General features: G+C 35.5%; 15 protein-coding genes. 6 read left to right on the forward strand and 9 right to left on the reverse strand.

Annotated elements, in window-relative coordinates; all coding sequences use genetic code 11:
* Window positions 1-173: 173 nt before the first annotated feature.
* From ACEN25_RS14660 to ACEN25_RS14675, 4 genes are all read right to left on the reverse strand, one after another.
* Window positions 174-509 carry a ribonuclease Z gene (locus ACEN25_RS14660; protein ID WP_441803557.1) on the reverse strand — a complete coding sequence of 112 codons (336 nt, stop codon included), beginning with the start codon at window positions 507-509 and terminating at the stop codon, window positions 174-176.
* A complete protein-coding gene (locus ACEN25_RS14665; RefSeq protein WP_028375029.1) occupies window positions 506-1,438 on the reverse strand; it encodes an aspartate carbamoyltransferase catalytic subunit in 933 nt (310 codons plus the stop codon). The genes ACEN25_RS14660 and ACEN25_RS14665 overlap by 4 nt, the downstream gene beginning before the upstream one ends.
* 39 nt (window positions 1,439-1,477) lie before the next feature.
* The gene (gene pyrR, locus ACEN25_RS14670) at window positions 1,478-2,017 is read right to left on the reverse strand and encodes a bifunctional pyr operon transcriptional regulator/uracil phosphoribosyltransferase PyrR (protein WP_441803626.1); all 540 of its coding nucleotides are present in this window, start codon (window positions 2,015-2,017) and stop codon (window positions 1,478-1,480) included.
* A gap of 217 nt (window positions 2,018-2,234) precedes the next feature.
* A complete protein-coding gene (locus ACEN25_RS14675; protein WP_441803558.1) occupies window positions 2,235-2,933 on the reverse strand; it encodes a DUF4294 domain-containing protein in 699 nt (232 codons plus the stop codon).
* A gap of 109 nt (window positions 2,934-3,042) precedes the next feature.
* Here ACEN25_RS14675 and ACEN25_RS14680 point away from each other — a divergent pair, with 109 nt between their 5' ends.
* From ACEN25_RS14680 to ACEN25_RS14705, 6 genes are all read left to right on the forward strand, one after another.
* Window positions 3,043-4,128 (forward strand): M42 family metallopeptidase, encoded by a 1,086-nt coding sequence (locus ACEN25_RS14680; protein ID WP_028375026.1) that lies wholly within the window; start codon window positions 3,043-3,045, stop codon window positions 4,126-4,128.
* Window positions 4,129-4,266: 138 nt separating this feature from the next.
* Window positions 4,267-5,343, forward strand: coding sequence for a DNA topoisomerase IB (locus tag ACEN25_RS14685; protein ID WP_441803559.1), 1,077 nt, complete (start codon window positions 4,267-4,269; stop codon window positions 5,341-5,343).
* Between the two features lie 176 nt (window positions 5,344-5,519).
* Complete coding sequence (uvrA, locus tag ACEN25_RS14690) at window positions 5,520-8,351, forward strand: excinuclease ABC subunit UvrA (RefSeq protein WP_441803560.1); 2,832 nt, start codon at window positions 5,520-5,522, stop codon at window positions 8,349-8,351.
* Between the two features lie 35 nt (window positions 8,352-8,386).
* On the forward strand, window positions 8,387-9,076 hold the full coding sequence (locus ACEN25_RS14695) for a TIGR00730 family Rossman fold protein (RefSeq protein WP_441803561.1): 690 nt from the start codon (window positions 8,387-8,389) through the stop codon (window positions 9,074-9,076).
* A gap of 118 nt (window positions 9,077-9,194) precedes the next feature.
* Window positions 9,195-12,026 carry a metalloprotease gene (locus ACEN25_RS14700; RefSeq protein ID WP_441803562.1) on the forward strand — a complete coding sequence of 944 codons (2,832 nt, stop codon included), beginning with the start codon at window positions 9,195-9,197 and terminating at the stop codon, window positions 12,024-12,026.
* A gap of 185 nt (window positions 12,027-12,211) precedes the next feature.
* Window positions 12,212-14,623 (forward strand): alpha-ketoacid dehydrogenase subunit alpha/beta, encoded by a 2,412-nt coding sequence (locus ACEN25_RS14705; protein WP_441803563.1) that lies wholly within the window; start codon window positions 12,212-12,214, stop codon window positions 14,621-14,623.
* 10 nt (window positions 14,624-14,633) lie between these two features.
* Here ACEN25_RS14705 and ACEN25_RS14710 read toward each other — a convergent pair whose 3' ends face one another.
* From ACEN25_RS14710 to ACEN25_RS14730, 5 genes are all read right to left on the reverse strand, one after another.
* On the reverse strand, window positions 14,634-16,160 hold the full coding sequence (locus ACEN25_RS14710) for a PH domain-containing protein (protein WP_441803564.1): 1,527 nt from the start codon (window positions 16,158-16,160) through the stop codon (window positions 14,634-14,636).
* Window positions 16,153-16,671 carry a PH domain-containing protein gene (locus ACEN25_RS14715; RefSeq protein ID WP_441803565.1) on the reverse strand — a complete coding sequence of 173 codons (519 nt, stop codon included), beginning with the start codon at window positions 16,669-16,671 and terminating at the stop codon, window positions 16,153-16,155. The genes ACEN25_RS14710 and ACEN25_RS14715 overlap by 8 nt, the downstream gene beginning before the upstream one ends.
* 54 nt (window positions 16,672-16,725) lie before the next feature.
* Window positions 16,726-17,565, reverse strand: coding sequence for a 1,4-dihydroxy-2-naphthoyl-CoA synthase (locus tag ACEN25_RS14720; RefSeq protein ID WP_441803566.1), 840 nt, complete (start codon window positions 17,563-17,565; stop codon window positions 16,726-16,728).
* Between the two features lie 42 nt (window positions 17,566-17,607).
* The gene (locus ACEN25_RS14725) at window positions 17,608-18,450 is read right to left on the reverse strand and encodes a CvfB family protein (RefSeq protein WP_441803567.1); all 843 of its coding nucleotides are present in this window, start codon (window positions 18,448-18,450) and stop codon (window positions 17,608-17,610) included.
* A gap of 169 nt (window positions 18,451-18,619) precedes the next feature.
* Window positions 18,620-18,961: a DUF2853 family protein gene (locus ACEN25_RS14730; protein ID WP_028375017.1), complete on the reverse strand. Its 342-nt coding sequence runs from the start codon at window positions 18,959-18,961 to the stop codon at window positions 18,620-18,622.
* Between the last annotated feature and the right edge of the window lie 71 nt (window positions 18,962-19,032).

A 19,032-nucleotide genomic window follows, 5' to 3' on the forward strand; every position in this document is an offset into this window, starting at 1 on the left:
AATTTTGCTAACAAATTATTTAAACGTAAACAGTTTAAAATCGGTTAGAAATCAACTTTATACTGCATAACAAAAAGATTAAATGCGTAGATAAAACTTCTTACCGCATTAAGTCGTTAAGTTAAGCTTAATTAAGCAAAAAAAGAATGCTTTACTTAAAATAAGCTTATGATTTAGAACCCCAGATCGCGTTGAATTTCTTCAAGATCTATCACATCTTTTGCCTCTTCTAGTGTAGGCACAACCATTAATTCTTCGGGTACTCTATCTATCTGCGGGACTTTATTAACTAACACAAATGACTTTTGAGCAGCACGCTGGGTATTTGAAATATGTAGAAAACTCAAAAGCTCATCTAGGGTAATATTCTCATATTTAAGCAGATCTATAACAAGATTTACATCTGAATACGCTTTAGGAATTATAAATTCTAAAAAGGAAGCAAAATCCTTTACACCATCTTCTTCATCCTTGAGTATGGTAAACGTGTCCTTTTGTGTTATAATCATTGCTTTTTAATTTTTGAAGCCAAAAGATAAATCACAGCCATGCGTATTGCAACACCGTTTTCAACCTGATTTAAAATTATAGACTGGCCACTGTCTGCCACATCACTGGTTATTTCTACACCTCTATTTATAGGTCCCGGGTGCATTATCACAATCTCCTTGTTTAAAGAATCTAAGAGTTCTTTATCAAGACCATATTGTTGTGTATATTCTCTTGTAGACGGGAAATAACTAATATCCATACGTTCATTTTGCACGCGTAACATATTAGCAACATCGCACCATTCTAAAGCTTTTCTAAGATTAAGCTCTACCCCAACACCTAAAGATTCAATATATTTTGGCATTAAAGTTTTAGGGCCACAAACTTTTACTTCGGCACCTAAAAGTTTTAAAGCAAATATGTTTGAAAGCGCTACTCTACTGTGCAGTATATCTCCTACGATAACAACTTTCTTACCACCTACATCTCCTAATTTTTTAAGAATAGAATAACTATCTAATAATGCTTGTGTAGGATGCTCGTGAGCACCGTCACCGGCGTTCACGATACTTGCTTTAATATTTTTTGAAAGAAAAACGCCGGCACCAGGATTGGGATGACGCATAACAACCATATCTACTTTCATAGATAAAATGTTATTAACCGTATCTATAAGTGTTTCTCCCTTTTTTACTGAAGATGCACCTGCAGAAAAATTGATCACATCTGCACTTAAACGTTTCTCCGCCAGTTCAAAAGAAAGCTTTGTACGGGTACTGTTTTCAAAAAATAAATTCGCAATGGTAATATCTCGAAGGGAAGGAACTTTTTTAATAGGACGGTTAATGATTTCTTTAAAATGATCAGCCGTTTCAAAAATAAGATTGATATCTTTTTTTGTTATGTACTTAATCCCTAATAAGTGATCTACACTTAACTCGCTCATTTGCTACTTTAATTTGTGCGATTGTTATTCCCGTTAACTTTATTCTTCAATTAAATAAACACTGTCCTCACCACCATTTTCTACCCAGCTCACTTTTACTTTTTCAGCATTGATGGCATCTACCTGCCTACCTCTATAATTAGGTTGTATAGGTAAATGTCTGCTAAAACGGCGGTCTATAAGGGTAAGCAATTCTACTTCACGTGGTCTCCCAAAGCTTTGCACCGCTGTGAGGGCAGCATTTATGCTACGACCGGTGTATAAAACATCGTCTATAAAAACAACATTCTTGTCTTCTACAACAAACCCAATTTTTGTCTTATTTGCTTCGAGTGGTTTGTCTCCGCGTCTAAAATCATCTCTAAAAAAGGTGATATCAAGATATCCCATTTTTATGTTTTCAATCTTATAGTCGTCTTCCAGCAATTTTTTAATACGTTCTGCCACATAAACCCCTCTGGGCTGTATGCCTATAAGAACTGTATCTTTAAAGTCTCTATGATTTTCAATGAGTTGACAAGCCAGTCTATTCAATATAATATTTACTTCTTTTGCATTAAGTAAGACTTTCTGACTCATAGTGGGAGTTGCGCTTGTTTTGGTTAGCAAAGGTATCTATTTTTTTAAACAGAATATTTCAAAATACACTTTTACTTGTTCTTATTTCTTTTGAATATTGAAAAACCGAAAGGAATAACAAAAAACAAGAAGAAGTATTTCCCCGTTATTAAGCCTACTAGCGTGATTAGTGCTGCAATTACATAAATCCAATTGTAATTGTTAAACTTCATAACGACTATTTTATACCCTGAGTAGGTTTCGGTTTAACCCATTTATTTTTAAGTTCAAGAAAATTTATGTCAATGGCAGGATCTTGAGGCTCCAGCACTTTTGCCTGAAAAGAACGCTGTAGAATATCTTCAATTAGATAATCTTCCTGCACACTCTTAGGATCATAAATTTCTTTGAGAGAAATATCAAAAAAACTAGCCGTAGTATTTAAGAAAAAAGCCTTTAATCCGCTGCGGTAATCCTTAATTAATTCAAAAGTGGTTGAACCCGTTTGACGATACATCAGTTTTACTAAGATCTGACCTTCGGTTCTGGTAAGTTTTTTGAGCTGTGCACCAAATTCGTCTTCAACATAGCGTTGTATGATTTTTGTGTATTTTTTCTTAGCCCGCTTAGATTTCATAGAATCTAGCCGTTGATTTAATTCAACAAGACGCTCTCCTGCCAATTTTGCATAAGGCCAAACTTTACGGGTTTTTCTGCGTAAAATAAGATATCGGCGTCGTGCTTCATTATCACTAAATTTTACCTTACCTAAAACAATTACATCATCTAAAAAAATAGCTTTTCGGGCAATGCTGTCGCCTTCTACAATATAGAATTCAACATTAGAGGTATCTGTCTCGGTAGTTGGTTCTTCTGTAGTTTGTGCTAATAACGTACCACTCAAAATGAGTGTAAGTAGGATGACTAATTTATTCAAATTTTATTTTTCTTTTAATAGAGCGAAAACTGTTCCAAAAGTACGCAATCGTTCAGATTGCGTTGCGAAATTGCTATTAATATTCTTACTTTCGTAGAAAATTGAAATTATGTCAAAAAGCATTTTAAATAAAGAATCTCTTGATTTTCTAGAATCTTACCTAAATAACGCCGCTCCCACAGGATATGAGTGGGAAGGTCAAAAAATCTGGATGAATTATCTAAAACCTTATGTTGATACCTTTATCACAGATAATTACGGTACAGCAGTAGGTGTAATAAATCCTGACGCTAAATACAAAGTAGTAATTGAAGGTCACGCAGACGAGATTTCCTGGTATGTAAACTTTATTACAGACGATGGTTTAATTTATGTAATACGAAACGGCGGAAGTGATCATCAAATTGCACCCTCTAAACTGGTTAATATACACACTAAAAACGGTATCGTAAAGGGTGTCTTTGGATGGCCGGCAATACATACGCGGGATAAGAGTGATGAAAAAGCTCCAAAACTTGATAATATTTTTATTGACACCGGTTGCAAAAACAAAGAAGAGGTAGAGAAACTTGGTGTACACGTAGGTTGTGTTATAACCTATCCTGATACATTCACGATTCTTAATGGCGATAAATTTGTGTGTCGTGCATTAGATAATCGTATGGGTGGTTTTATGATTGCTGAAGTTGCTCGTTTGCTGAAAGAAAATAGTAAGAAATTAGATTTTGGTCTGTATATCGTAAACTCGGTACAGGAAGAAATAGGATTGCGTGGTGCCGAAATGATCACACATACCATTCAACCTAACGTAGCTATCGTAACCGATGTGACCCACGATACAACCACCCCTATGATTGAGATGAAAACAAACGGTCGCGCCGCTATAGGTGATGGTCCTGTAATCTCTTATGCACCGGCAATTCAACAAAAATTGCGTGATTTAATTATAGAAACAGCAGAAGAGAAAAATATACCTTTTCAACGATCTGCCTGCAGTCGTGCAACAGGTACAGATACAGATGCTTTTGCTTACAGCAATGGTGGCGTACCTTCTGCATTAATAAGCTTACCGCTTAGATATATGCATACTACTGTAGAAATGGTACACCGTGATGATGTTGAGAATGTTATTAAAATGATTTACGAAAGCGTATTAAAAATTAAAGATGGTCAAAGCTTTAGTTATTTTGACTAGTTAATTTTATAATATCTGAATTTAAATGTCTGGAAGCTGTGCTGCTTTCGGACATTTTTTTTGCTTTCAATTTTTTTGAATAGACATTTCACACTTTATTAGTACAAATCATACAAAATTGCTTTTAAATTTGAAAGCATGACCATCACCGAAACTAAACTAGAAACTCTTTTAAAGAGCCCCGAAGAGGCCGCTCGCATAGCAGATCTTATCTATGTGAAAGAACAACACCTTACAATTTGCCGTAAAAAACACGGTAAGGGGTTTACCTATTGTAAAAATGATAAAACCATAAAATCAAAACCTATTCTCAACCGTATAAAAAAACTGGTCATACCACCGGCCTGGGAAGACGTATTAATCGCTGAACCAGAGAATGGGCATTTGCAAGCTGTGGGTCGCGATGACAAAGACCGTAAAGTCTATCTCTATCACGACACGTGGAATAAATTGCGCAATGAGACCAAATTTCTAAAATTAGCTTCGTTTGCAAATGTGCTTCCGCAATTGCGAAAGCAAGTTGATGCAGATCTTGACGAAGAAAAAATGACCCGACGCAAAGTGCTTGCATTGGTACTGCGCCTTATGGAAGAAACCCATATACGCGTAGGAAATGCATGTTATGCAAAGCGCAATCAAACGTATGGGCTATCCACCTTACGCACGCGTCACGTTAAAACAACAGAAAGCGATATTCGATTTGAATTTATAGGAAAAAAAGGCAAAGAACATAAAATTAAAATCACAGATCCAGAACTAATTGATCTTGTAAATCAATGTGAAGAAATACCCGGTTGGGATTTATTTCAGTTCTACGATGCTGATGGAACCAAACATCATATTGACAGCGGTATGGTGAATGACTATATTCACGAACTGAGTGGCAATTTATTTTCGGCTAAAGATTTTAGAACCTGGGGAGCTACAAAAATATTTTTTGAGTCATTGCGTGACTCCGGTTATGTTGAAGAAGAAAAACAGAATGCTAAAAACATTTTGACCGCATACGACGCTGCCGCAAAAGGTCTGGGTAATACCAGGAGCGTTTGCAAAAGTTATTATGTACATCCCGTAATACCTGAAGCATATGCAGATGGCAGTATCACAGCATATTTTGATAAAGTTGATCAGGTTAAATTAAAACCTAACTCTTTTATTTCAAAAACTGAAACCGTTATTACCCAGATGCTGAGTAATTATGAGATTACGATTTAATTTAATTAAACACTTTAATGCTTTAATAAGGTTTTAGCGTTGGTCACTATTATTTTTTAAAAGTTATTTAAGTAACTAAATTGAGCACGGTATTGTGTTTTATTTAAGTCTTCTACAGCGGCTCTTTCTTCAATTTTTCACTCAATTACAGTACATTTGCACACTTGAAAAAGAAAATGGCAGAAATACAAGAATACATTGAAGTTTATGGCGCAAGAGCCCATAATCTTAAGAATATAGATGTTCAAATTCCCAGAGAAAAACTAGTTGTAATTACAGGGCTTTCGGGTAGCGGTAAGAGCTCTTTAGCTTTTGACACAATCTACGCAGAAGGGCAGCGACGTTATATTGAAACTTTTTCGGCATATGCCCGCCAGTTTTTAGGAGGTTTAGAGCGCCCTGATGTTGATCAAATACAAGGACTCTCTCCCGTAATCGCTATTGAGCAAAAAACTACAAGTAAAAGTCCGCGTTCTACCGTGGGTACGATTACAGAGATTTATGATTTTTTACGTCTTCTTTTTGCACGCGCTAGTGATGCGTACAGCTATGAGACGGGTGAAAAAATGGTTAGCTATAGCGATGATCAAATTAAAGATCTTATAAAATCTGAGTACCACGGAAAACGAGTTAATGTTTTAGCCCCTGTAATTAGAAGTCGTAAAGGACACTACCGCGAACTTTTTGAGCAAATTGCAAAGCAAGGATTTGTAAAAGTTAGAATTGATGGCGAAATAAAAGACATCGAAAAAGGGATGAAAATTGACCGGTACAAGGTTCACGATATAGAAATCGTAATCGACCGGTTAAAGATTGATGATGAGCAGGATTTAGATAAGCGCTTAATGGAAACTATTAACACCGCGATGTATCACGGTGAAGACGTGATGATGATTTTAGATCACGACACGAACGAGGCGCGTTATTTTAGCCGTAGTTTAATGTGTCCTACTTCAGGAATCTCGTATCCTAACCCAGAACCTAATAACTTCTCATTTAACTCACCTAAAGGAGCCTGCCCTAATTGTAATGGTATTGGCGAACTGCGCGTGGTTAATTTAGATAAAATAATTCCTGACCCTAAACTTTCTATTAAAGCTGGAGGTCTCGCACCTCACGGAACTCAGAAAAACAATTGGATATTTAAGCAATTAGAAATTATCGCACAACGCTTTAATTTTAAATTGACAGATCCTATTAAAGACATTCCGAAGGAGGCTATAGATATGATTATGTATGGTGGCAATGAGAAATTTACAGTAGATTCTAAAACTTTAGGAGTTAGCAGAAGCTACAAAATAGATTTTGAAGGTGTAGCTAAATTCATTGAAAGCACCTACGAGAATAATGATTCTGCTTCCCTAAAAAGATGGGCAAAAGAATACATGGAAAAGGTGGAGTGCCCTGTTTGTGAAGGTTCACGCTTACGCAAAGAGTCTTTATACTTTCGAGTAAATGAAAAAAACATTGCAGAACTATCTAATATGGATATTCTGGAACTCGCCGCATGGTTTAAAGAGGTGCCTCAGCATTTAAGTGAAAAACAAAAAGCAATTGCGACCGAAATTTTAAAAGAAATTAATGCCCGTCTTCAGTTTTTAGTTGATGTAGGTCTTACCTATTTAAGCTTAAACCGAAGCTCAAAATCCTTATCTGGTGGGGAAGCGCAACGTATACGCTTAGCAACTCAAATAGGGTCTCAGCTCGTAGGAGTTCTTTATATTCTTGATGAACCTAGTATAGGCTTGCATCAGCGTGACAATGAAAAACTAATTAATTCGCTGGTCGCTTTGCGCGATCTGGGTAATTCAGTTTTAGTGGTTGAGCACGATAAAGATATGATTGAGCGTGCAGATTATGTTATTGATATCGGGCCGTTTGCTGGTAAGCACGGCGGGGAGATCATTAGCGAGGGAACCCCTAAAGAACTTTTAAAGCAACATACCCTCACTGCACAGTACATTAATGGGGAAAAAGAAATTGCTGTACCTGAAAAACGTAGAAAAGGAAATGGCAAAAAAATAATATTAAAGGGAGCAACCGGTAATAATCTTAAGAACGTGAATGTTACGTTTCCGTTAGGAAAAATGATTGTGGTCACGGGTGTTTCCGGTAGCGGAAAATCTACACTTATTAATGAGACCCTCTACCCTATTATGAATGCACATTATTTCAACGGAGTTAAAAAACCGGCACCTTATAAAGGTATAAAAGGTCTTGACGAGTGTGATAAAGTAATAGACATTAATCAATCTCCCATAGGTCGTACCCCGCGTTCAAACCCGGCAACCTACACGGGAGTTTTTGGCGAAATACGCAGTTTATTTGCCAAGATGCCAGAATCATTAATACGTGGTTATAAACCGGGGCGTTTCAGCTTTAATGTTGCAGGTGGTCGTTGTGAGACCTGTAAAGGTGGTGGCTTGCGTGTTATTGAAATGAATTTCTTGCCAGATGTATATGTAGAATGTGAGACCTGCCAGGGCAAACGTTTCAATAGAGAAACTTTAGAAATTAGATATAAGGGAAAAAGTATTGCCGATGTTCTAGAAATGACCATTGATGAGGCGGTACCCTTCTTTGAACACATTCCGAAGATTTACCGAAAAGTAAAAACAATACAGGATGTAGGTCTGGGTTATATTTCGCTGGGTCAACAGTCTACTACGCTATCTGGTGGGGAAGCACAGCGTATTAAACTGGCAACTGAACTTTCTAAAAGAGATACCGGTAACACGTTTTACATACTCGACGAGCCTACAACTGGTTTGCACTTTGAGGATGTACGCATCTTAATGGATGTTTTAAATCGTTTGACAGATAAAGGAAATACGATGCTAATCATCGAGCATAATATGGATGTTATCAAACTGGCAGACCACATTATAGACATTGGTTATGAAGGTGGTAAGAACGGCGGACAGCTTGTTGCTAAAGGAACTCCAGAAGAAGTAGCAAAAGATAAGAAGAGTTATACAGCTCAATTCTTACAAAAAGAGCTAAATTAGAACGCTCTCCTAAACATTAAAATCAAACTCTTAATATGAGAAATGAAAATAAGCCTAAGGGCTGGAATGAAATAAAAACAAATGATTCTTGGGCCCTGTTTAAAATTATGGGCGAATTTGTAAGTGGTTTTGAGAAACTTAGCAGAATAGGACCTTGTGTTTCTATCTTCGGAAGTGCGCGTACAAAACCAGATCAAAAATATTACAAGCTAGCAGTCGAGATCGCAGAGAAAATCGTAGATAACGGTTATGGCGTAATTACAGGTGGAGGTCCCGGTATTATGGAAGCTGGTAACAAAGGTGCACACCTTGCAGGCGGTACCTCGGTAGGTCTTAATATAGATTTACCATTTGAACAACACGACAATCCGTATATAGATGGCGACAAGAGTATAGATTTTGATTACTTTTTTGTGCGCAAGGTAATGTTTGTAAAATATTCTCAAGGATTTGTAGTACTTCCCGGTGGTTTTGGCACGTTAGACGAATTGTTTGAGGCAATTACACTTATTCAAACTCATAAGATTGATAAATTTCCTATCATACTGGTAGGTACAGATTTCTGGAAAGACCTTATGGCGTGGATTAGAAATACGCTGTTAGACAGTTTTAAAAATATAAGTGATGCAGATGTAGATCTTATTTATTTAGTTGATACTGCAGACGAAGTTCTTGAAGTGCTTAATAATTTTTATAATGAGTATGAATTAAGTCCTAACTTTTAAAGTTATAAAACCAGTACCCGTGTAATTGCGTTAAGTATTGTGACAATACTTAACGCTAATCATTAAAAACCCCTGTGCTATTTCCCGTTTTGGTCAATTTGCATTTACACATAAATTTATGAAGACGTTTTTAAAAGCGCTTCTACTAGTGATTTTTATACTTCCCGCAACCGGCGAAGCGCAGAACCGTATTAATATATCTGCACGATTGTATGAAGACTCAAAAACACTTGTAATTCAACAGGAAGTTTTTTTTGTAAATACCGCTAAAGACACATTAACATCATTATATTTTAATGATTGGGCAAATAGTTTTGCGTCTAAGCAATCAAAATTAGGTAGACGCTTTGCAGAAAATTATGACCGAAGATTTCATTTAGCTTCAACAGAAGAGAGAGGTTATACTCAAGTCAATTCAATTACAGACGACACGTTTAAAATGTTAGATTTTAAACGTATTCCTAAAGCTGAAGATATTCTAGAAGTTAAACTTAATCATCCTTTAGCTCCGGGAGAAACACAAATGCTCAGGCTTAATTATGAAATACATATACCCGATTCTCGCTTTACAGGTTATGGTGCTTTAAATAATGGAGATTTCAATTTAAAATATTGGTTTATTGCTCCCGCTGTTTATGATGGTGAATGGCATTATTACAGCAATAAAGACCTGGATGATCTGTACATGGTTCCTACAGATTTTAAAATAGACTTCTCGTTTAAGAAAAATTATCTCCTTATAAATGAGTTGGTTCAAACTAAAAGTTCATTAGATGAAGAATCTTTATACCGAACCATACAACTCGAAGGAAAAAACCGAAACAATACCACTATTTATTTTCGGCAGAATTCAGATTTTTTAATTACTGAAACAGATCCTGTAACGGTAATTACAAATATTAGCGATACTAAGGTAATTCCAGAACGTGAAGCGCTTATCATTGATAAAATTACAAACTATCTTGATAAAGAGTTAGGAGATTATCCTTTTGAGAAACTGGTAATTTCTAATATTGATTATAAGGAAAATCCTGTTTATGGCTTAAATCAATTACCTGACTTCTTTAGTCCCTTCCCAGAAGATTTTAAGTACGAGCTTAAAATATTAAAAACTGCAATTAATAATTATGTAGACCGCACGCTTTTTATAAACCCACGAGAACATAAATGGGTTGCAGATGTTGTGAAAATGAATATGATGATGCGGTATATGGATACCTATTATCCCAATTTAAAAGTACTGGGAACTTTAAACCGTTACTGGGTCGCAAGACAGTTTAATATTTCAAACTTAGAATTTAATGAGCAATATAATTTGTTGTACTTGCATATGGCTCGGTTGAATCTTGATCAATCTTTAGCTACCCCTAAAGACTCCTTAATTAAGTTTAATGTAAACATTTCAAATTCATACAAAGCTGCTAGTGGTGTAAATTATCTTTCAGAATATTTATCAGACACGCTAATTCAAAAAAGCATTAAACAATTTTACAGCGAAAATCAATTAAAGCTTACCTCTCCTAAAGATTTTGAACAAATTGTACGCTCTAAAACCGATAAAAACCTAGACTGGTTTTTTCATGATTTTGTAACTACCCGAAAAAACATAGATTTTAAATTTAACGAAGTAAAGAAAAGAGGAGATTCAATAAATATAGAATTACGTAATAAAACAGGAATCTTAGTCCCGGTTCCAGTTTATGGGATGAAAGGAGATTCTATAGTTTCTAAAACCTGGGTTGAGGGTTTTAAAAAAGAAAAGCAAATCTCTATTTCAAATAAAGATATAGACCGGGTAGTTATTAATGCGGAAGGATTTGTCCCTGAATTTAACAGACGTAATAATTACAAAAAATTAAATCCTTTTTTAGGTGTTAATAAACCCTTTCAGTTTAAGCTCTTTCAGGATTTAGAAAATCCTTCAAAAAATCAGGTGTTTTTTATGCCTGTTGCAGAATATAACTTTTACGACGGTTTTAGATTAGGAGCTAAAATGTATAATAAGACTTTACTCTCTAAACCCTTTAATTATAAGATTGAACCACAATATGGTTTTAAATCAAATAAAATTACAGGAAGCGCGGGGTTTACCTATACTCAAAATCTTGATGAGGGAAATCTTTTTGCAATACGCTATGGTATAAGCGGCTCCTTATCTTCTTATGCGCCAGACGCACTTTATAAAAAATACTCTCCGTTTATAACATTTGCTTTTAGACCAGATGATTTTAGATCAGACAAACGCGAATATCTAAGTATACGCAACATTAATGTTTACCGCGATGAGTCTAATTTTATAAGCAATGATGATCCTAATTACAGTGTCTTTAATGTTCAATATTCAAATAATGATCCCGGAGTAATAAACTCATTAAGCTGGAATACCGATTTTCAACTCGCTCAAAAATTTAGTAAACTATCAGTAACCGCTAAATACCGAAAAGTTTTTCTTAACAACAGGCAATTTGATTTACGTTTCTTTGGTGGTACGTTTTTATACAACGATACCCGTTCTGATGGTGACTATTTTAGCTTTGCTACAGACCGTCCTACAGACTATTTATTTAATTACAATTACTACGGTCGTTCAGAAAGCAGTGGTTTGTTTAGTCAACAACTTATACTGGCTGAGGGTGGTTTTAAATCACAACTTGATACTCCCTTCGGAAATCAATGGCTCACTTCTATTAATACAAGTACAACCCTTTGGAACTTTATTCACGGCTACGTAGATGTAGGGCTTATAAAAAACCAGGGAGATCCTGCACGTTTTTTATACGATAGCGGTATACGCACCGTATTAGTTGAAGATTATTTTGAGCTGTTTTTCCCGGTATATTCTTCTAACGGCTGGGAAGTAGGTCAACAAAATTACGATCAGAAGATACGCTTTATCGTTACCTTAGATATAGGAACAATGTTAAGCCTCTTTACCCGCAAATGGTATTGAATTTTTTTTAATTATTTGATCATCAATAAATTTAAATAAATTCATTAAATACCCCTTTAAATTTCCATTTATTGAATAACCCGCAATTAAATAGGTTTTTATTAAAAAATTATCATTTTATTAGATAATTATTGAATTGTGTTTAACGGGTTTTTTACTTATTTTTGTGAAAACTCATTATACATATGCACACGCAATCTGAGCCTACTTCTGAAATATCTTTTCAAGATTTTAAATTAACCGTTCTAGAAGATTACAAAATAGCTGTTACCAGTAGAGAATGTAGTTTATTAGGACGTCGAGAAGTTTTAACAGGTAAGGCTAAGTTTGGTATTTTTGGCGACGGAAAAGAAGTACCCCAGCTGGCAATGGCAAAAGCCTTTAAAAAAGGTGATTGGCGGTCAGGATATTATCGTGATCAGACCTTTATGATGGCTATAGGCGAGTTTACTATAGCAAATTTCTTTGCGGGTCTCTATGCGCATACAAGTATAGAAAATGACCCTATGAGTGCCGGTAAACAAATGGGTGGTCATTTTGGTACACACAGTCTTGATGAAAACGGAGCATTAAAAAATCTTCTGCAGCAATACAATAGCAGTGCAGACATCTCTCCTACTGCAGGCCAAATGCCAAGACTATTAGGTCTTGCTCAGGCTTCAAAAATCTTTAGAAATGTTACTGAAACAGAAACCGATGGGTTATCTGATAAGGGTAATGAAGTAGCCTGGGGTACCATAGGTAATGCCAGCACTTCTGAAGGAATGTTTTTTGAAACTATAAATGCTGCAGGTGTATTACAGGTACCCATGGTTATTAGTGTTTGGGATGATGATTACGGTATTTCAGTGCATGCAAGACATCAAACAACAAAAGAAAGTATATCTGAAATCTTAAGCGGTTTTCAACGTACTGAAACCGAAAAAGGTTTTGAAATACTAAAAGTTAAAGGTTGGGATTATCCCGCCCTTGTGGAAACTTTTGAGAAAGCGGGAAATATTGCCCGTACAGAACATGTTCCCGTTATACTGCACGTGACTGAATTGACACAACCGCAAGGGCATTCAACATCAGGTTCTCACGAGCGTTATAAAAATAGTGATCGCTTACAATGGGAAAAAGACCATGATTGTATTGCAAAAATGCGTGAGTGGATGCTTAATAACCAAATCGCTACTGAAGAAGAACTAATTGATATCGAAAAAGATATTAAACGCAACGTTCGCGAAGGAAAACGTAAAGCATGGGATGCATTTTTAAACCCTATTAGGGACGAAAAGAAAAAGGTAGTTAGTCTACTCGAGACGCTTGTTTCAGAAAGCAGTAATGGTCAATTTATAAAGCCTATTCTTAAAGCACTAGTTAATGAAAAAGATGCCTTAAAATCAGATTTACTTACAGCATCTCGCAAAGCACTTCGATTTGTTGCTCAGGAGGAAAGCAAGGCGATAACATCGTTAAGAAATTGGGTTACTTCATATATCGAGAATGAGCAACCTAATTACAGTAAACATTTATACAGCGCTAACGAATCTAAGGCTATAAACGTAGCTGAAATTCTACCTGAATATGACGACAAGGCAAAAGATGTTGATGCACGAGTAGTTTTACGTGATAATTTTGATGCTATATTCAGTAAATATCCTAACAGCCTAGTTTTTGGTGAAGATGCTGGTACCATAGGTGATGTGAACCAGGGCCTTGAAGGTTTACAAGAGAAATATGGCGAGCTGCGCGTTGCTGATGTAGGTATACGAGAGACTACAATTATAGGTCAGGGAATAGGTCTTGCATTACGCGGCCTGCGACCTATTGCAGAAATTCAGTATCTTGATTATGTACTTTATGCAATTAGTACGCTAAGTGATGATCTTGCCACATTACGTTACAGAACCCATGGTAAACAAACAGCTCCTGTAATTGTTAGAACACGAGGACACAGACTTGAAGGTATCTGGCATAGCGGTTCTCAAATGGGTGCACTTTTAGGACTTTTACGAGGAATTTATATTCTTACACCACGTAATATGACTAAAGCAGCAGGATTCTACAACACGCTTTTAAAAAGTGATGAACCTGCAATCGTAATTGAGTGCCTTAACGGCTACCGTTTAAAAGAGCAATTACCGCTCAACTTAGGGGAATTTACTACGCCTATTGGTAAAGTTGAAGTCGTAAAAGAAGGTACAGATATAACCGTTTTATCTTACGGAAGTACCCTTAGACTGGTAATGCAGGCCGGTCAGGAATTGCAGGCTTCAGGAATAAATATTGAAGTTATTGATGCACAGTCGCTTTTACCCTTTGATTTAAAACACGATACCGTAAAAAGTATTGCAAAAACGAATCGTATTTTAGTTGTTGATGAAGATATGCCAGGTGGTGCTTCAGCATATTTAATGAGTCATATTTTAGACGAGCAAAAGGCATTTAAATACTTAGACAGTACACCACAAACCTTAACAGCAAAACCACACAGACCCGCATATGGCACAGATGGAGATTACTTTTCAAAGCCTTCTGCTGAAGATATATTTGAAAAAATCTACGCAATTATGAATGAGGTAAATACTAAAAAATATCCATCCATTCGATAAATTTTAACTGCTACATCCAGGGTTGATGATCTATCTCAACCCTGAATAAAGCATAATTTATCTGTTTTTGAACTAATTCTGAAGTAAGCGGAAAGCTTAAATCGCCACCCGCAGTGTGAAATGTATAATTAAATAGCTTTCGCTTTTTATACCATAAGGGCTGGTTTACAGTAATTGCCTGTAATTTAAACAGCTCAATTATTTCAACTTTTTGATTCCACACTCCCTTTTTTATAATTACAAATTCAGGAGTAATTTCTAACGACAAGGCGCGATACCAGAAATATTGATAGGGTATTACTATACCAACATAAATAATAGATAAAATACTGGTTATTTCAATCAAATAATTAGGGACTAAAAACGATGCCACTACACCGGTTAATAATAATGGCAATGCTGCTAATATTATTAATCTGAAATAAAGATATACCGCCGGCTTAAAAAGATTACCTGGTTTAACTTTATAGGTAAATAGAAATTTCTTTACTTTTTCTACTTGAATACGTTCTAATCCTGGAATTTGAATTTTTGTTTTTGTAAGATCATTTTGACTACTGGCAATGGCGATTTGAACCTCGTGAAGATTTAGCCTTTTTTGAATGGGGTTTGTAATTACCCTAAGCAATTGTACTCTTCTGGGTTTTAAACTGGTTTTGGTATTGGTTTTCAGACCCATTTCTAACTCGAGACTGTCATTAGTTTGTTGCAGTTTGAGATCAAAATATTTAATAAATATTTCTATACACGAGATTAAAAGTCCTAAAAGAAAAATAACAGTAAATACAATAGCTGTAAGTATAAAGAGCTCAATAGGCCTGCTATATGCCTCTAAATAACCCTGTACACTATCTGTATACATATCACTCTGTATAAATTCAAAATCACCTAATTGTTGATAGATAGTAACTCCAAAAATTAGAATTAACCAAACGCCTCTAAAATAGTTACTCGTAAGACCTAGTTTTATCAAAGTTGCCGGAGAAAGTTTGTGCTCCCACGCATTTGATGGGTTCGATACAAATTCCTTTATAAGTACATCATTTGTAGCTGGAGCGTCTTCCTCCACTTTTGCAACATCAATTAAAACCTGCTGAAGTTTTTTAGCATCTGCCTCTCGAAGTGCTTTTATACTTATTTCCTTACCACTACTTCCCGCTGTGTCAAGTACCAGACTATACACGCCTATAGCACGCTGCAATAAAGATCTTTTAAAATAAACCTGCTGAATTTTATTAAATGGCACATTAATCTTTTCAGTATTAAAAACTCCTTTCTCTAATACAAATTCAGAATTTGCATAATTAATATGAAATTTAAAACGCAAAAAAGCAATTACGCTATAAATAAGCAATAGAATTATAAAAACCGCTGCACCTAATAATACCTTATTTAAAATTTCAGAATTTATCCCTTTAACAAAAAAGTAAATTAAAGCAGCCCCAAAAGCTCTCAAAAATTTATAAAATTGAGCTAAAAAAATGAGAATTACACCTAGTTTTGATTGCGTTTGAGGTATAGAATAAAGCTTACTCATCTATATCGATTAAGTGATTAGCTATTGTATTCTTTAATCTAGACGCGATTTCTGGAGTTAAACCGGGAATATCTATATCGCTCCCAGAACCACCGGCGGTAAATATATTAAGGTTTGAGATTTTAAAAACTTTATCGAGCATACTTTCTGAAGTTGAAATATGCTGAATGCGGTTAAAAGGTATTATCGTTATCTTTTCAAATAAAAAACCGCGCTTATAGGCGATATCGTGCTCACGCAATGCATAGCCTATACGTTTCTGAAACATTATCTGAAAGAAGAATAATAGTCCAAAAATTACCAGTCCTGTAATCATAAGTCCCCAAATTAAACCGGGGACTTCTGTCACTTCTCGCAAGAAGTAAAGACCTATTGCAAAAGCAAGAACGAATAGTCCTAAAACAAGAAAAACCTTATACAATCTCTTTACAGAGACTTGTGTATAGGTTAATTCTTGATAATCTGGTAAGGAGTCAATGTCTACCGGGGCGTTTGTAAACTTTTGTTCCATAATATAGGTTTTGGTGCGTGTTTTAAAAATACTAGAACCTAACCAATATATGACCTATGGAATCCATTTTTTCTCAAAATTGGGCTTTCTTTTTTCTAAAAATGCATTTCTACCCTCTTTGGCTTCTTCGGTCATATATGCTAATCGGGTCGCCTCCCCTGCAAAAACTTGTTGTCCTACCATACCGTCATCGGTAAGGTTCATCGCAAATTTCAGCATTTTTATAGATGTAGGTGATTTTGCTAAAATCTCCTGAGCCCATTCAAAAGCTGTTGCTTCTAACTCTTCATGAGGTATTACGGCATTCACCATACCCATTTCAAAAGCCTCCTGGGCAGAGTAATTTCGACCTAAAAAGAAAATCTCACGAGCTCTTTTTTGACCTACCATTTTTGCTAAATAGGCAGAACCGTACCCACCATCAAAACTGGTCACATCTGCATCAGTTTGTTTAAAAATCGCATGTTCTTTAGATGCTAAGGTAAGATCGCAAACTACGTGCAAACTATGACCACCACCTACAGCCCAGCCGGGTACAACGGCAATTACCGCTTTAGGCATAAAACGTATTAAACGTTGAACATCTAATATATTTAATCGATGATACCCATCGTCACCTACATACCCCTGATCGCCACGTGCTTTCTGGTCTCCTCCACTACAAAAACTGTAAACACCATCTTTTGTAGAGGGTCCTTCAGCAGATAAAAGCACTACTCCTATAGAAGTATCTTCTTGTGCATTGTGAAAAGCATCTAATAATTCTGCAGTAGTTTTAGGTCTAAAAGCATTACGCACGTTAGGTCTGTTAAACGCAATTCGCGCGACCCCATCTACTTTTTTATAGGTTATATCCTGGTATTCTTTTACGGTTATCCAATCTGGTTCTTGCATTGCTATTCTTTTATTTTTCCGCCTGGGCGAACTAATACGTGTTTATTCTTCTAGATTTTTTAGAGTGATTCCCTTATCAGAAATGGTAATCATTCGGTCTTTATAAAGAGCACCTATTGCTTTTTTGAAAAGTTTTTTACTTATACCAAAATAGGCATTAATATCTTCTGGCGAACTTTTATCGTGTACCGGTAAGCTTCCGCCGTTACGCTTTAATTCTTCATAGATAAATTCTGCATTTGGTTCTACACTTCTATACCCTTCAGGCTGAAGCAAAACGTCTATTTTTTTATCTTCGCGTACTCGTTTTATATAACCCGGAAGACAGTCTCCTACACGTATATCTTCAAAAATCACATCTTTATGTACTAATCCCTGAAACTTTTCATTGATAATTACGTGCGCTCCAAATTCTGAAAAATGAGACACTAATAAATTTACCTTATCAAATTTTTCAACATCAATATCTTCATTTTTTAAGAATGTATTGAATTTTGAAGATCCTACAAGACGGTTTGTCTTCTCATCCAGATACATATAAATTAGATAAGAGCTGCCTTCGCGCATATCTGTAACCTGATTGGAAAATGGCACAAATAGTTCTTTGTCTATTCCCCAATCTACAAAAGCACCTATTTTTGAAACAGATGTACATTTTAGATAGGCAAAACCATTTTTTAATATATAAGGTTTAAGTGTAGTGGCGACTGGTCGCTCCTCGTTATCCAGATATACAAATACTTCAATTTCATCTTCTAACTGAAAACCTTCGGGAGCATATTTACCAGGTAATAACACCTCATTTTCTTCTTCATCACGCAGATACAAGCCGGGTGCTGTATCACGATCTATTATCATTTTATGGAATTCCCCGAGTGCGAGCATAATATTTTTTTTGTGTTTTCAAAATTAGGAAAGTAATAGGGATTATACTTCACTAATAGTAAAGAATAGTAATTTGAAATTACAGTACCTATATATAGAATCTCTGTTAAACAAGAAAGTCTGCTAACGCAATTATTAGCAGACTTTTACATTTTTAAGAAAGATATTTTTAACTGTATACCTCTTCTTTGCCAAAATGCTTAGTAAGTAAATAATAAACAACTGCGCGGTATTTATTACGATTAGATTTACCGTAATCTTCCATAACTTTATGAAGTCCTTCCATCAACTCGGGACCATCAGATAAGCCTAATTTTTTAATGAGAAAGTTGTTTTTAACGGTCTCAAGTTCTGATTCACTACCTGCAGAAACCGTTGATGAGTCTTTATTATATATAGACGGACCGCAACCTATTGTAACTTTGGTCAACAAATCCATATCTGCCTCGTGGTTTAGTTTTTCTTTTAAATCTGCTGCATACTTAGCGATCATTTCATCTCTTTTACTCATAAGATTCTATTGTGTTTAGTTATTTTTAATTAAGTTCTTTAAATATACATAAAAATAAAAACTAAAATAAG

It is taken from the genome of Leeuwenhoekiella sp. W20_SRS_FM14 (genome assembly GCF_052119605.1).
Lineage (GTDB): Bacteria > Bacteroidota > Bacteroidia > Flavobacteriales > Flavobacteriaceae > Leeuwenhoekiella.

Bases quoted from the DNA above. Each gene is read 5' to 3' on its own strand.
- ACEN25_RS14660 (WP_441803557.1), bottom strand. From the start codon at position 509: ATGATTATAACACAAAAGGACACGTTTACCATACTCAAGGATGAAGAA.
- ACEN25_RS14665 (WP_028375029.1), bottom strand. From the start codon at position 1,438: ATGAGCGAGTTAAGTGTAGATCACTTATTAGGGATTAAGTACATAACA.
- pyrR (WP_441803626.1), bottom strand. From the start codon at position 2,017: ATGAGTCAGAAAGTCTTACTTAATGCAAAAGAAGTAAATATTATATTG.
- ACEN25_RS14680 (WP_028375026.1), top strand. From the start codon at position 3,043: ATGTCAAAAAGCATTTTAAATAAAGAATCTCTTGATTTTCTAGAATCT.
- ACEN25_RS14685 (WP_441803559.1), top strand. From the start codon at position 4,267: ATGACCATCACCGAAACTAAACTAGAAACTCTTTTAAAGAGCCCCGAA.
- uvrA (WP_441803560.1), top strand. From the start codon at position 5,520: ATGGCAGAAATACAAGAATACATTGAAGTTTATGGCGCAAGAGCCCAT.
- ACEN25_RS14695 (WP_441803561.1), top strand. From the start codon at position 8,387: ATGAGAAATGAAAATAAGCCTAAGGGCTGGAATGAAATAAAAACAAAT.
- ACEN25_RS14700 (WP_441803562.1), top strand. From the start codon at position 9,195: ATGAAGACGTTTTTAAAAGCGCTTCTACTAGTGATTTTTATACTTCCC.
- ACEN25_RS14705 (WP_441803563.1), top strand. From the start codon at position 12,212: ATGCACACGCAATCTGAGCCTACTTCTGAAATATCTTTTCAAGATTTT.
- ACEN25_RS14710 (WP_441803564.1), bottom strand. From the start codon at position 16,160: ATGAGTAAGCTTTATTCTATACCTCAAACGCAATCAAAACTAGGTGTA.
- ACEN25_RS14715 (WP_441803565.1), bottom strand. From the start codon at position 16,671: ATGGAACAAAAGTTTACAAACGCCCCGGTAGACATTGACTCCTTACCA.
- ACEN25_RS14720 (WP_441803566.1), bottom strand. From the start codon at position 17,565: ATGCAAGAACCAGATTGGATAACCGTAAAAGAATACCAGGATATAACC.
- ACEN25_RS14725 (WP_441803567.1), bottom strand. From the start codon at position 18,450: ATGCTCGCACTCGGGGAATTCCATAAAATGATAATAGATCGTGATACA.
- ACEN25_RS14730 (WP_028375017.1), bottom strand. From the start codon at position 18,961: ATGAGTAAAAGAGATGAAATGATCGCTAAGTATGCAGCAGATTTAAAA.